The sequence below is a fragment of the Verrucosispora sp. SN26_14.1 genome (assembly GCF_004307965.1).
Classification (GTDB): domain Bacteria; phylum Actinomycetota; class Actinomycetes; order Mycobacteriales; family Micromonosporaceae; genus Micromonospora.
Window position 1 is genome coordinate 1 of sequence record NZ_SISL01000126.1, and the last position, 14,003, is coordinate 14,003.

Sequence of the window (14,003 nt, forward strand, 5' to 3'; positions counted from 1 at the left end):
GGGCAGGCGGCCACGGTCGCCGACGCCACCCCGACCCACTGGTGGGACCCGGTCGCCGGGGAGGTCGTCCCGGCGGAGCCCACCGCCGTGCTGCTGGCCGCCGGTTTCACCTGGACTGAGGCGGTGGGCCGGGCGCTGCTCAGGTTGCGCCGCACGACCGCGACGGCACCGGACGCCGGTCACCTGTCCGACCCACCCTCCGACGCGACGCACCCGGCCGGCTCCGCACTCGACCCCGCCGACTGGCCGGAACCGGTCCGGACCAGGGCAGCGGACATGAGCGTCCTCGGACACGACCTCGCCGCCTGGTTTGACACCTCCAGCACGCCGACCGTCTTCGTCGGCACCACCGGCGGCTGGCTCGCCCACAGCACCGCCCCGGACACCGCGACCGCCCTCGAACAGGCCATGCAGACGGCGGTCGCCGCCCTCACCGGACGCGTACCGGCCGGTGCGGACGTCGGCCCGGACCTCGGTGCCGGCGAGTGGGACGCCTGGCTCCCGCCACTGCTCAAGGAGGTGGACGCCGCCGGGCAGCGCCTTCTCCTACGGCCGGTCGACCACCTGCCCGACACCCGGGACGTGCTCCCGTTCCTCGTCGAAGCCATGCTCACGCCACGACCCGGAGGCGCTGGATGACCGACACGACCACGCTGACGCACGCCGTTCGCGTCCACGGCGACGGCGCCCTGTTCCAGGCCGTCGCGGACGCGACGGAAGCGATCCGGACCGACCGCCCGGTGGACCTGTTCGTCGTCGACGACCAGACCGACCGGGTGCAGGACGCGGCCCGCCGCGCCCACCAGGAGGGACGGGACTTCCTTCCGGTCTACCCGACGCTGCGCGGTGTGCGGGTCGGCCCGTACGTCACGGTCGGGCAACCCGGCTGCCACCACTGCGTCCGTGTCCGCGAACGTCGAGCCCGCGTCACCGGGACACCCCAGCGCTCGGCGCTCTGGCGTGCCCTGTACGAGGGATCCGTCACCGCGCCGACCCCCGTCCTCGGCCCACCGGTGCGCACCACCGTGGCCGCGCTGGTCACCGACGAACTCGCGCGGGTGGCCCGCGGTGCCGCTCCGCGTTGCGCCGGCGCGGTGCTGGAGGTCGGCACCGCCACGCTGGCGGTCAGCCGCCACCGGTTCATCGCCGACCCCGAGTGCCCGTCGTGTGCGACCCTGCCCGACGACGGTCCCGAGGCGGGCACCTTCACGTTGGTGTCCCGCCCCAAGTCGGCGCCGGACAACTACCGCGCCCGCAGCCTCCCCGCCGAGCACGAGCGGCTGCTGGAGACCATGGTCGACGTCGAGACCGGCCTGATCTCGTCGATGACGCTCCACCACAACCACCCGATGATCCTGGCCGCCGCCATCGGTGGCCCGGCCTGCTGCACCGAACTGTCCGGATACGGGCGCACGTTCAGCTATCCGGCCAGCGTGTCGGTCGCCATCGCCGAGGCACTGGAACGGCTGGGCGGCACCCTGCCCCGGGCCCGCCGGACCCGGGTCCACGCCTCGTTCCGCGAACTCGGCCCGGACCGCGCCGTCGCACCCCCGGCGCTCGGTCTGCCCGACTCGCCGCCGCACCACAACGCCGTGCGCTACCACCCGGACCTGCCGGTGGAGTGGGTGTACGCGTACTCCTTCCGCCGCGACGGCCCGGTCCTGGTCCCGGAGAGCACGGCCTACTACGGCTCGCACGCCACGGCGTTCGGCCTGGAGAGCTCCAACGGCTGCGCGCTCGGCGGCAACCTGGAGGAGGCCGTCCTGCACGGCATCTTCGAGGTGGCCGAGCGCGACGCCTTCCTGGCCACCTGGTTCGCCCGGCTGCCGGTGCCCCGGATCGACCCGCTGACCTCGGCGGACCCGGCGACCCGGCTGCTGGTGCGCTGGCTGGAACGCACCACCGGCAGCCGGCTGCACGTCTTCGACACCACCATGCCGGAGGGAATCCCCGCGCTCTGGCTGATGCTGGTGGACGAGGACGACCGGGCCGGCGAACCCAAGGCGTTCTGCGGCGCGGGCGCACACCTCGACCCCGAACGGGCACTCTGGTCCGGACTGGTCGAACTGGCCAGCGTCGCCGACGCCACGAAGGAGATGGTGGCCGCCGACACCACCGCACCCGACCTGGTCGCCGACTCCGACCTGGTCCGATCGATGGAGGACCACGCGCTGGTCGCCGCCGCCCCGCAGAGCTGGGACCGTTTCGCCTTCCTCTACCAGCGCGACGAGATCCTCTCGATGGAGACCGCGTTCCCGCCCGCGAAGCGGTACCGGCCCGCCACCGACCTGCTCGACGATCTGCGCTGGGTCGTCGACCGGTACCTCGACAGCGGCCTGGACGTGGTCGTCGTCGAACAGACGGCCCGGGAACAGGCCACCGTCGACCTCACCTGCGTCAAGGTCATCATCCCGGGCACGCTGCCGATGGTCTTCGGGCATCGGAACCGCCGCGTCGACCTGCCCCGGCTCAGGGAACTCCCGGTACGGCTGGGCTACCGGTCCACGTCGCTGCCGCCCGAGGAGATCAACCCGCACCCGCACCCGTTCCCCTGACCCGCACCGCGACAGGTCGGTGGTGACGGCCACCAGCCGCCACCACCGACCATGCTGGTGCCCTCGCGCCGGGAACGTCCGGGCTGACCTCGCGGGTGAGCTACCAGGTCCACGCCGGCCGTGTGCGCGATCCGGCACTGCCGCACCGGCGACGGGTGTCGGCGGTGTGATCGTGCGTGCAGCTGTACCGGCCGCGGCCTGAAGGTAGGTGGTGGCCTGCGCGGCGCAAAAGCCGCGACGTCTGTCAGTGACTGCGGTGGCGAGCGCCTTATCGCCTTCGCTACGCCGGCACCGATGGGGAGATCGGTGACCGGACGTCGATGCGATTCCTGTGTCACCGGGGCAGATTCATGCACCACCGGTAAAAGGCCCGTCACGGTGCGCGTGCCCCCGTGTGTGGGCAGAAGCTTCACCGCACCGGAACGAGCGTTTCGTCGCGCCGTGTGAGAGGTGCCGTGCGGTCGGTCAGCGACCGGCTTTCGCGTGGTACTCGTCCACGATCTCCTGCGGAATGCGGCCCCGGTCGGAGATGTCCTTACCGGCCTTCTTGGCCCACTCCCGGATCGCCTTGTTCTGCTCCCGGTCGGTGCTGGCGGAACCCTGACCACGAGCGGCCCGGCCACCCACGACCACACCGCCGCGACCCACCTTCGTGCCGTGGGCCACGTAGGAGGCGAACGCCTCCCGCAACTTCGCGGCATTGCTGCTGGACAGGTCGATCTCGTACTGCACGCCGTCGAGAGAGAACTTCACGGTCTCGTCGGCGTCGCCGCCGTCCAGGTCGTCGACCAGCTTATGAATGATCTGCTTAGCCACGTCTGAGCACATTCCCTTCCAGTGGAGACAGTTCCACGAACGTGGTAGTCACAATAGCGCCTGCGATACTTGTCGCGTCAACGGGATCCACATAACAGCCCAGGTATTGACCGGTCCCATCCCCGGTGCGGATCTGCCCGTCCCGCGAGAGCCGAAAATGTTCGGTGCGGTAAGTGGACGGCGACTATGTGTCGCGGCGGAGGCGCGATCCGCCGGGCGATCTCCGGCTGGAGGAAGTGGCTGCCGCCGGGCCTTCTTCTTCCGGTGCCGGGAGGCCGGCGACACCCGTCCCGGGGAGATCGCGGTCCGCGTGTCGTCGGCGTGTGCCGTGTAGGCCCTCGACGCCGGCCTCGCGCGGCTGTGGTGGCGCTCCGAGGAACTGTTCGCGGAACGGCTGGCCGGGGCGGCGGAACGAATTGTGGGGGCGCATTCGTGGCGGCGAGTGTCGCCCGACGCACCGCTACTCCGGCCCGGAAGATGCCCGGACCGGAGTAGCGGCGTAATTGCGACCTTGCGGATCAGACGATGTTGATGTCGCTACACCACATGTAGGTCTGGTCCATGTGCGACGCCTTCCAGATCACGAAGAGGACGTGCTGTCCGCTACGGCCGGAGGTCGAGACGTTGAACGAGATGTTCTGCGTCGGCGCGTACCGCCCGGTCGTCTGGATCAGGTCGATGTTCCCCCAGCCGACCTGCTGGGTGGCCGGGTTGAACCCCTGCCGGGTCAGGTAGACCCGGAAGTAGTCGGCGCCGTGGCTGGCCTGGTCGTAGAACTGGAGCGTGAAGCTCCGGCTGACCGTGGTGGCCTTCCAGGCGCCCGGCTGGTTCAGGGCGTTGTTCCGGGAGAGGGCGTTGCTGCACAGTTGGCCGTCGGGCGTACGGGCCTGGAACTGCCCGCCCAGGCCGTCGCGCAACTGGCTCATCCAGTTCCACATGGTGTCGGGGTTGGCCTGGAACGCCCGGTAGCACATCGGGTCCTGCGTCTGCATGGCCGGATCCATGTGCCGGTGGCCCCAGTTCTGCCAACACTGGTAGGCGCGGGTCGCCGGGTTGATGACGGTGCCGTGGGCCTGCGCGGCGCCGGCCCAGGGCAGCATCGCGACCACCATGGTGAGCGCCAGGGTGAGCACCTGGAGGGGGCGGCGGACGGCCGGCCGGGATCGAGGGGGGTGGTGTGAACGCACGGTGCATCCTCCGTTCCGAGCGCTCCGGGACGGTGTGTGGGAGCGCTTCCAACGAGTATTGCATCGAGGGTAGCGCATATCAATGATCGTCTATTCAATTTCGGTGTTTCGGAACTACTGAAGTCGTCGCCGGGATTCACCGGGGGCGCACCGCCTCGGATCGATCTCGACAGGTCGACATAGGATGATCGACAATTTTCCGGGCGCTGCGGAATGCACATCCCACGTCGCACGGGCGATCGGAGGCGGTGACGGCCGTGATCACGGACCGCCTGCACCGCCCGCGACGCGGTTGAGGAGGCGTGCGCGGCAGCACGGCCACGACTTGTGAGCAGATGGGCGTCGTCCCGTAGGTTGACAGCGCTCGGAACGGGATCGACGGCGAGGGGCGGACCACACATCATGACGGCGCTATCGGGCCGGAGCCCTGCTGCTGCGGGTCCGGCGGGGACCACGCCTGCGGCAGAGGACGACCTGCGCACGTTGTTCGGCCAGTCCATCGCCGTATTCGCCGCACTCGCCGGGCCGTCGCACGTGTTGGAGGCTGCGAACCCGGCATTCTTCACGACGATCGGCCAGGAACGCGCGCGTACCGGGGTCCCGCTGGCGGACCTGATGCCCGAACTCGCCGGTCAGGGCTTCATCGGCCTGCTGGACCAGGTCTACCGCGCGGGGGAGCCCTACACCGGACGTGACGTCCGGGTCGTGCTGGGCACCGGCCCGCAGGCCCGGGAGACCTTCTTCGACTTCACCTACGAACCGCGCCGCGCCGCCGACGGCACCGTGATCGGGATCCGGGTGATCGGTGTGGAGACCACCCAGGTCAAGCACGCCCAGTGGTTGATGGCCGAACACCGCGCACTGCTGGAGCAGATCGCCCGTCAGGCACCGCTGACCGAGGTTCTCGACGGAATGGCCCGCTGCATCGAGAACCTCGCGCCGCTGGAGGTGCTCGTCTCGGTCCTGCTGGCCGACCCAGACGGCCGGCACCTGCGCCACGGGGCGGCGCCCAGCCTGCCGGACTTCTACAACGAGGCCATCGACGGCATCGCCACCGGCGAGGGTGTCGGTTCCTGCGGCACCGCCGCCCACCGGCGTCAGCCGGTCGTCGTCACCGACATCGCGACCGACCCGTTCTGGAACGACTTCCGCGAGTTGGCCGACCGGGCCGGGCTGGCCGCCTGCTGGTCCACGCCGATCCTGGCCCGTGACGGCGGCCTGCTCGGCACCTTCGCCATGTACCACCGCGTTCCGCGCGTCCCGCAGGACACCGATCTCGCCATCGCCCGGCTCTTCGCCGGCACCGCGGCACTCGCCATCGAACGCCACCACATCGAGCGGGCGCAGAAGGCCGCCGAGGAACGCGCCGCCGCAGCCCACGACGAACTCGCCAAGGCGGTACGCGCCGAGCGCGAACTCCGCGCCGAGGCCGAGCGCCGTGCTGCCGCCGCCGCCGAACTCAACGCCCGGATGCAGTCCGCCGCCGCCGCGCAGGTCGCGGTGCCGCACCCCGAACACTGCCAACTCGGCGGTGCGGCCGGATGCGCCGCACCGGCCGAGATCAAGATCGCCGACTCCTGGGGTGACGCCGCGTGGGGCTGCCCCACCCACGTCGAGGAAGCCATCATCAACGTCCGCTCGGTGTTCATCGCCAACGAGGAACTCGGCGGTCTCGCCGCCTACCTGCACCGCTGAACCGGTGTGCCGGCCGGGAACGACGCGGGTGGCGACGACGGCGCGCGGCCTGCGGTGTTGGATGGGCTGATGGCAACCATCGCGCGCCTGGCCGCAGGCTCCCGGATCGGGTTCGGACTGGCGGCCGTCGGCCGTCCGGGCTACATCAATCTCGGACGCGCCGCGGACCTGCCGGCCGAGCGGACCGTCGAGGCGCTACGCGCCCGCGCGAGCGAACTCCTCGACCAGGCGTACGCCGCCGGGGTCCGCTACGTCGACGTCGCCCGCTCGTACGGCCGGGCCGAGGAGTTCCTCGCGCACTGGCTGCGGAGCCGGCCGGACGTCGACGACGTCGTCGTCGGGAGCAAGTGGGGCTACACCTACACCGCAGGCTGGCGCGTCGAGGCCGAGACGCACGAGGTCAAGGACCATCGCCTCGCCACCTTCGACCGGCAGTACGCGGAGACCGCCGCGCTGCTCGGCGACCACCTCGACCTCTACCAGATCCACTCGGTCACTCCGGAGAGTCCCGCACTGCACGACGTGGCCCTGCACCGGCGACTCGCCGACCTCGGCCGGCAGGGCGTGCTGGTGGGACTCTCGACCAGCGGGCCGCGGCAGGCCGAGGTCATCCGCGACGCGCTCGACGTACGCGTCGACGGCGAGCCGCTGTTCCGCAGCGTGCAGGCCACCTGGAACCTGCTGGAGCCCAGCGCCGGCCCGGCCCTGGCCGAGGCGCACGACGCGGGGTGCCTGGTCATCGTCAAGGAGGCCCTCGCCAACGGCCGTCTCGCCGTACGCGAGGACGTCGGTGACGCGCCCGCGCTCGCGGCGGCGCTGCACCAGCCGTGGGCGGCGATCGTCCTGTCCGGAGCCGCCACCGCCGACCAACTGGCCTCGAACCTGCGGGCGCAGACGCTCACCGTCGACCCGACCCGGTGGGCGGACCTGGCGATGCCGCCGGACCGCTACTGGCAGGAACGCGCCGCCCTGCCCTGGACCTGACGGACTACGCGCGACACCGACACCGGTGGGCACGCCCGCCGCTGCGCCCGACTGGCAGGACGAAGGTGATGGCCGTCACAGTGATCCGGGACCCGATCGTGGTCCGACCGTCGTCTTACCCGGTGTGAGTACCGGCATGGACGCAGCGGACGAGGGTGAACTCGTGCGGCGCGTCGCCCGTGGTGATCGGCGGGCCTTCGACGAGCTGTATCGGCGTACCGCGCCGTGGCTGGAGGTGCGGCTGCGCCGCCGGTGCGCCGATCCCGACGTCGTCGCCGAGGTCCTCCAGGACACCTACCTGACCGTCTGGCGGGCCTCGGGCACCTTCGCCGGAGCCCGGACGGGAAGCGGCGGCGGGGCGCGGGGCACCGCCGTCGGCTGGCTGTGGACCATCGCCGCCCACCGACTGGTCGACGCGTTCCGTCGCCGGGCCCGCACGGCGCAACTGCCGCAGGTGCCGCTGGCGCCGACCACGGCACCTGCCGCCGAGGACGAGGTGATGGCGGCGCGGATCGGACAGGAACTCGAACAGGCGCTACTCACCCTGCCGCCCGAGGTCCGGGCCGCCCTGCGTGCCACCGTCCTGGACGGCCTCTCGACCCGGGAGGCGTCCGTGCTGCTGGGCGTACCCGAGAACACCGTCAAGTCCCGTGTCCGCCGAGCCCGGATCGCGCTACGGGAGGCCCTGTCATGACCCCCCATCCGACCCTCACCCAGATCGAGCGGTACGCCACCGCGGACCCCCGCCTCGACGAGCCCGGCGTCTGGGCCATCGAGGTGCACCTGGAGGACTGCGCCGACTGCCGGGCGCGGCTGGCCGGCAGCACCACCGCCGACACCCGTGCCATCCTCGCCCAGGTCGCCGTCACCCTGGACCGGGAGATCGCCGAGTCCCCGGCCCCGGTCGCCCGCAGCCGGTCCTGGACGGTGCTGCGCCGCCGCTGGCTGGTCGGCACGCTCGCCCCCTGGCTGGCCATGACCGCTGCGGTACTCGCCTGCGCCGTCCTGCTCAGCGAGTTGTGGACCGCGTTGCCGTCGTTGGTGCTGCTGCTCGCCCCACTGGCCCCGTTGCCCGGCGTCGCGGTCGCCTGGCACCGCCGGGCCGATCCCGCCTGGGAGCTGATCGCCACCACTCCCGGGGCCGGTCTGACGACCCTGCTGCGCCGTACCGCGACGGTGCTGGTGGTCGTCATCCCGCCCCTCGCCCTCGCCGGCTACGGCACCGGCGTGCCACCGGCGCTGACGCTGTTGCCCTGCCTGACGTTCACCGCCGCCACGCTCGTGCTGGGGAGTCTCGTCGGCGTACGCCGGGCCGCGATCGGACTGATCGCGATCTGGACACTCGCGGTGATCACCCCCAGCCTCGCCGCCGCCCGTACACCACTGGTGCTGACCGAGGAGAGCACCGGTGTCTGGGCACTGGCCACGGTCGCCCTGACCTTCACCGTGCTGCTGCGGACCGACGGGCTCCGACGAGCCGCCCAGCAGTAGGACCTCTCCGCCATCGGACGCGCGACGCCGCGTCCCTCTCCACCGACCCCGAACGAAGGAAGATGCCGATGCGTGCCCTGAGCGTGGCCGAAACGGCCGCCACCACCAGTCCCTGGGTCGTCCACGCCGAGAGCCTGCGGGTCCGCGCCGGGCGGCGCCTGGCCGTCGACGGCCTCGACCTGGCCCTGACCACCGGGGTCCACGGGCTGCTCGGCCCCAACGGCGCCGGGAAGACCACGCTGATGCGCTCCCTGGCCACCGTGCTCGCGCCGACCGCCGGGCGCCTGACGCTGCTCGGACACCCGGTCGACGGCCGCGCCGACCTGCGTGCGGTCCGTCGCGGCCTGGGCTACCTGCCGCAACACTTCGGCTTCTACCCGCGCTTCACGGTGCGCGAGTTCGTCGGATACATGGCCTGGCTCAAGGAGATGCCCAAGGCGGCGATCCCGGCGGCGGTGCAGCGGGCCGTCGACCGTGTCGGCCTGACCGACCGGGCCGACACCCGGCTGAAGACCCTCTCCGGCGGCATGCTGCGCCGCGCCGGCATCGCGCAGGCCATCGTCAACGACCCGCAGCTCCTGCTGCTCGACGAACCGACCGTCGGCCTCGACCCGGAACAACGACTCGACTTCCGCGAGCTGCTGCGGGACCTCGGCACCGACAGTTGCGTACTGGTCTCCACCCACATGGTCGAGGACGTGGCGGCGGCCTGCACCGACGTCATCCTGATCAACGAGGGCCGCCTGGTCTGGCAGGGCACCGCCGAGGCCCTCAGCGCCCAGGGCGACCAGAGCCACCCGGGCGACAGCCCGACCGAGCGGGGCTACTCCGCCATCCTGCGTCGGCACCGCGCGGAGGCCGCCCGATGAGCATCCTGGGTGTCGAGATCCGCCGCTCCGCCGCGCTCGGTGCCGCGCTGATCACCGTGCTCGCCGGAGTCGGCGCACTCTACGTGGCTCCGGCCCGATGGTCCGGTGGCCTGATGTCGCTGGCCCTGGTCACCCGCGAGTACCTGTTGCTGATGTGGCCGCTGGCGCTGGCCGCCGGCGCCTGGCAGGGGCGTCGGGAGCACCGCTCGAACGTCGCCGAACTCTTCGGCACCACCGCCCGCCCGCCCGTCCAGCGGATGCTGCCGGTCCTCGGCGCGATGGCCCTCACCCTCGGCAGCGCCTACCTGCTGGTGACCGCGGCGGGCGTCGCCCGGATCGCCAGCAGCGCAGGCTACCTGCCTCTGCTCGGTTTCACCGTCGTCACCGGCGTCGGCGCGCTGTCCCTCATCGCCGCGGCCTGGCTCGGTCTGGGGATCGGGCGTCTGCTCCCCGTTCCGGCGACCGCACCCGCGCTGGGCGTGGCCGGCGTCCTGTTCGTCTCCTTCAGCATGTTCCTCCGTCCGGAGTGGCTGGCCGCTGCGCTGTCCCCGATCCACGGCACGAGTCAGTTCCACGCCTATCAGACGATCGACAACCGGGTCAGCGGTGCGCTGGCGATCTGGCTCGCCCTGCTCGCCGTCGCCGGCCTGGTGCTGTTCGTCGCCGATAGCTGGCGGACCCGTACGGCGGCGTTGGTGCCGGTGCTGCTCGGGCTCGCCGGGGCGGTGGCGGTGGTGCCCCGTGACCCGGCCGTGCTCGACGCACCGGTCGACCCGGTCGCCCGGGAGATGGTCTGCACCGAGGACGCTCCGACGGTGTGCGTGAGCCGGGTCAACGCCAGGGTCCTCGACGACCTGGCCCCGTTGGCCCGTGACGGTCTGGTGGCGTTGGCGAAACTCCCGGACGCCCCGACCGCCGTGCACGAGGACACCTCCACGTACGGGCGCGACGGGGAGACGCCGTCGCGCGACGACGTCGTCGAGGTGCCGGTCCGGATCGACAAGTACGGTGGGCTCGCGCACCCGGACGTCGTGGCCGTCGAGGTCGTCCGAGGTCTGGGCGTACCTGTCGACATCGAGTGCCGGCAACACCACGAGGCGGTCGACCGGGCGGCGGCGTACTGGCTGCTGGGCCGCGAGCCGCGATCCGACGTCGGGCTCATCCCGGGCATGATCCAGGAGGATTTCGAACTCAACGCCGAGGCGCTCGCCCTGTGGAACGGGCTGCGCGAGGTCTCCGCCGAGGAGGCGCTGGCGCGGGTGACGGCGGTCCGTGACGCCAAACGCGCCTGCGAGGACACCAGCGAACTGCTGTCCCGGAGTTCCCGGTGACCTGGACGCTGCTCTACCTGCGCTCCCGGCGCGTACCCCTGGCCCTGGCCGTCGCCGTCGGCGGGGCGGCGGTGATCTGGACGCTGTGGCGGACCATCGCCGACGAACGCGACGTCGCCCCGACGATGGTGGTGCTGACCGTCCTGCTGATGGTCGCGGTGCTCTCGGCCACCCTGACCGCCCCGGACGAGAACCTGGACCGGACCGCCGCGCTGCGATGGCCGCCACGGCGTGCGGCGCACCTGTTGGCCGGCCTCCTGGTGGTTCTGCTGGCCCTGCTCGCCACGCGGTACACCGGGGCCCGCTTCGGGCCGGCCACGCTGGTGTTCCGCGACGCCGCCGGCCTGCTCGGGCTGACGGCGCTGTGTGCCACGGTGGTGGGCGCCGGTCGATCGTGGTTTCTGCCGCTGGGCTGGACCACCGTCGCGGTCATGTATCCCCAGCAGGGCACCGGGGGAGCGGTCCTGACCTGGCAGGCCCAACCGACCGACAGCACCGCCGCCACGGTGACGGCGGCAGCGTTGGCCCTCGGCGGGTTGATCGCCTACTCGCTGGCCGGCCCGGCCCGCAGGGAAGCCCCCGAATCGATAGCCTGAGGCGTCGTCGGCTATTGATATCCTTCGAGGAAATCGAGCCCGCGTTGCTCGTCATGGAGGTCGTCATGCGCATGCGCCGCACGGTTGTGTCCCTCGCCCTCCTGGCCGTCGCCGGGGTGGTCGCCGCCCTCGGTCTCGACCAGGTCCAGGAGATCTCGCACCTGGCGAGATTCACCTGGTCCAACTAACGCTGACCGCACCTGCTCGCGATCGTTCGCAGTTCACGATCGCGAGCAGGTGCGGTGTGCTACCGGTTCGGGACACAGGGCGGTGGGCATCAGCATGACGCCGGAGGAGCACCTGCGGGTCTGCGGCGCGCAGTTGTACGAGTCCATCGGGTCCGCGTACCCGGCGACGCGACGCACCGAGCCACGCATCGCCGCGCGGGTCTGGGAAGCGCTCGGTGACGCCCGTACGGTGCTGAACGTCGGGGCGGGCACCGGCTCGTACGAGCCCGCCGATCGTGAGGTCACCGCAGTGGAACCCGCGGCGACCATGAGGGCGCAACGTCCCGTGGACGCGGCACCGTGCGTGGCCGCCGGCGCGGAGAACCTGCCCTTCGAGGACGGGGCGTTCGACGCCGCGCTGGCCTTCAGCACCGTCCACCACTGGCACGACCCGATCGCCGGGCTGCGCGAGATGCGGCGGGTGGCCCGTCGTGTCGTGGTGTTCACGCACGACGCCAGTGACACCGGCTGGCGTCAGCGGTTCTGGCTCAGCCGGGACTACCTCCCCGAGGTCGCCGGCCTGGTGGTCGGCCGCCCCTCGGTGGACGAACTGGCCCGCGCGATCGGGGCCCGCATGGAGCCGGTGCTCGTCCCGTGGGACTGTGCCGACGGCTTCTTCGAGGCGTACTGGCGCCGGCCCGAGGCGTACCTGGAGGAGCAGGTCCGCCGCGCGGTGTCGGTGTGGGCCCGGGTCGGGCCGGCGGCCGAGCAGCGGGCCGTACGCGCCCTCCGACAGGACCTCTCCTCCGGCCGGTGGGCCGACCGCAACCGCGAGCTCACCGACCTTGACGCGGCCGAACTGGGCCTGCGACTCCTCGTGGCCTGAAGCTCAGCATCGAACCGGGGATCAGCTCAGGCGAGAGTGGTCTAAAGCGTAACCTATAAGTTACGCTTTAGCTGTGGACGAGGTGGCAGCGGCGATCGCCGATCCGGTGCGTCGGGAGATCCTGCTGATGCTGCGCGACGAGTCGCTCTCGGCCGGGCAGATCGCCGACCGGTTCGTGATCAGCCGGCCGGCCGTCAGTCGGCACCTGCGTGTGCTGCGGGAGGCCGGCCTGGTGCGCGACACGGCCGACGGGCGGCGGCGGGTCTACACCCTGACCACCACGCCCCTGGACGAACTGGTCGGGTGGTTGGGACGGCTGATGCGCCCGTCCCGGTGGCAGCAGCACCTCGACGCATTGGAGACCGAGGTCTACCGCACCCGCCGTGAACGGCGCCCCGCCACCGAGCGGGGCACCACCACCACTGAACGGCATCCATCGACGAAGGAGACGGCGTGACACCGACACCGACCGGCCGACTGTTCGGCGACGACCTCGTGCTGACCCGCACGTTCCGCGCACCCGTCGCCGACGTCTGGGCGAGCCTCACCGAGTCGCCACGGACGGCGCGCTGGTTCGGCCCGTGGCAGGGCGACGCGGCACCGGGGCGGACGATCAAGGTCCAGATGGCGTACGAGGAGGACGAGCCCTGGATGGACGTGACCATCGAGGCGTGCGAACCGCCGAGCCGGCTCACGGTCTCCGCGGTGGACGAGTACGGCAGTTGGCACCTGGACATGACGCTCGTCGAGAGCGCGGGCGTGACCGAGCTGCGGTTCACCCACCACCTGACCGGCACGGAAAATGCCGGCGAGGTCGGGCCGGGGTGGGAGTACTACCTCGACGCCCTGGTCGCCGCGCACACCGGTCAGCCGAGGCCGAACTTCGACGACTACTACCCGGCGATGAAGGAGCACTTCGAGGCGCAGTGACAGGCGTATCCAGCGCCCGCTGTCTCGCTCTGCCAGGACACGTTTTCCCGAGATGTCGCGACATCAGTGGATTCGCCGACCCGCGACGGGAGCGAGTGGGTCGACAATCCTCTATGGATTGGCGATTGCGTCCGGCTGGGGAGGGGTGCGGGATGAGCGGACCGGCTGGGGAGGCGCAGGCGGCTCTGGCCCGGTTCGTCGACGACCTCAGGCGCCTGCGGCAACACTGCGGGTCCCCGTCGCTGAACACCCTGGTGGCCGTGTCGACGGCGCTGGGATCAGCGCTGGCCCGCTCCACGCTCAGCGACAAGCTCAACGCGAAGTCGTTGCCCGAGTGGCCGTTCGTCGTCTCCTACGTGACCGCCTGCCTGGCCCACGCCGCGCAGACCGGCCGCCCGGTGCCGACGGAGATGGCGGAGCTGAGCCGCTGGGACGCGGCGCACTGGCGACTGTTGCGCGCCGTCGACGCCGGCCGTGCGGAGGACCGGCTCCGGGC

Annotated in this window: 13 protein-coding genes and 2 pseudogenes; 13 read left to right on the top strand and 2 right to left on the bottom strand. The window is 71.7% G+C overall.

All coding sequences use genetic code 11. The features are described from left to right. Both EYA84_RS32475 and EYA84_RS13830 read left to right on the top strand, forming a co-directional pair. Positions 1 to 639: hypothetical protein (locus EYA84_RS32475; protein WP_161594968.1), on the top strand; the 639-nt coding region annotated here is incomplete at its 5' end. Further along, positions 636 to 2,555 carry a TOMM precursor leader peptide-binding protein gene (locus tag EYA84_RS13830; protein WP_131053449.1) on the top strand — a complete coding sequence of 640 codons (1,920 nt, stop codon included), beginning with the start codon at positions 636 to 638 and terminating at the stop codon, positions 2,553 to 2,555. The genes EYA84_RS32475 and EYA84_RS13830, both read left to right, overlap by 4 nt. Before the next feature lie 465 nt (positions 2,556 to 3,020). Here EYA84_RS13830 and EYA84_RS13835 read toward each other — a convergent pair whose 3' ends face one another. Next, complete coding sequence (locus EYA84_RS13835; protein WP_131053450.1) at positions 3,021 to 3,371, bottom strand: Lsr2 family protein; 351 nt, start codon at positions 3,369 to 3,371, stop codon at positions 3,021 to 3,023. A gap of 518 nt (positions 3,372 to 3,889) precedes the next feature. Continuing rightward, complete coding sequence (locus tag EYA84_RS13840; protein WP_236145754.1) at positions 3,890 to 4,558, bottom strand: lytic polysaccharide monooxygenase; 669 nt, start codon at positions 4,556 to 4,558, stop codon at positions 3,890 to 3,892. Positions 4,559 to 4,960: 402 nt separating this feature from the next. Between EYA84_RS13840 and EYA84_RS13845 the strand changes: the two genes are divergently transcribed. From EYA84_RS13845 to EYA84_RS13895, 11 genes and pseudogenes are all read left to right on the top strand, one after another. Beyond that, positions 4,961 to 6,253 (top strand): GAF domain-containing protein, encoded by a 1,293-nt coding sequence (locus EYA84_RS13845; protein WP_131053452.1) that lies wholly within the window; start codon positions 4,961 to 4,963, stop codon positions 6,251 to 6,253. A gap of 69 nt (positions 6,254 to 6,322) precedes the next feature. Beyond that, complete coding sequence (locus tag EYA84_RS13850) at positions 6,323 to 7,237, top strand: aldo/keto reductase (protein WP_131053453.1); 915 nt, start codon at positions 6,323 to 6,325, stop codon at positions 7,235 to 7,237. Between the two features lie 136 nt (positions 7,238 to 7,373). Next, on the top strand, positions 7,374 to 7,931 hold the full coding sequence (locus EYA84_RS13855) for an RNA polymerase sigma factor (RefSeq protein ID WP_131053454.1): 558 nt from the start codon (positions 7,374 to 7,376) through the stop codon (positions 7,929 to 7,931). Continuing rightward, positions 7,928 to 8,728, top strand: a complete 801-nt coding sequence (locus EYA84_RS13860) for a hypothetical protein (RefSeq protein WP_131053455.1) — start codon at positions 7,928 to 7,930, stop codon at positions 8,726 to 8,728. The genes EYA84_RS13855 and EYA84_RS13860 overlap by 4 nt, the downstream gene beginning before the upstream one ends. A gap of 68 nt (positions 8,729 to 8,796) precedes the next feature. After that, the gene (locus EYA84_RS13865; RefSeq protein ID WP_131053456.1) at positions 8,797 to 9,597 is read left to right on the top strand and encodes an ABC transporter ATP-binding protein; all 801 of its coding nucleotides are present in this window, start codon (positions 8,797 to 8,799) and stop codon (positions 9,595 to 9,597) included. After that, positions 9,594 to 10,928: a hypothetical protein gene (locus EYA84_RS13870; protein WP_131053457.1), complete on the top strand. Its 1,335-nt coding sequence runs from the start codon at positions 9,594 to 9,596 to the stop codon at positions 10,926 to 10,928. Before EYA84_RS13865 ends, EYA84_RS13870 begins: the two co-directional genes overlap by 4 nt. After that, complete coding sequence (locus EYA84_RS13875) at positions 10,925 to 11,524, top strand: hypothetical protein (protein WP_131053458.1); 600 nt, start codon at positions 10,925 to 10,927, stop codon at positions 11,522 to 11,524. Before EYA84_RS13870 ends, EYA84_RS13875 begins: the two co-directional genes overlap by 4 nt. A 264-nt stretch (positions 11,525 to 11,788) precedes the next feature. Continuing rightward, positions 11,789 to 12,577 (top strand): annotated as a pseudogene (locus EYA84_RS13880) (class I SAM-dependent methyltransferase); the annotation flags it as partial. A gap of 73 nt (positions 12,578 to 12,650) precedes the next feature. Continuing rightward, positions 12,651 to 13,034 (top strand): metalloregulator ArsR/SmtB family transcription factor, encoded by a 384-nt coding sequence (locus EYA84_RS13885; RefSeq protein WP_131053459.1) that lies wholly within the window; start codon positions 12,651 to 12,653, stop codon positions 13,032 to 13,034. Then, the gene (locus tag EYA84_RS13890; RefSeq protein ID WP_131053460.1) at positions 13,031 to 13,507 is read left to right on the top strand and encodes an SRPBCC family protein; all 477 of its coding nucleotides are present in this window, start codon (positions 13,031 to 13,033) and stop codon (positions 13,505 to 13,507) included. The genes EYA84_RS13885 and EYA84_RS13890 overlap by 4 nt, the downstream gene beginning before the upstream one ends. 152 nt (positions 13,508 to 13,659) lie before the next feature. Continuing rightward, positions 13,660 to 14,003 (top strand): annotated as a pseudogene (locus tag EYA84_RS13895) (transcriptional regulator); the annotation flags it as partial.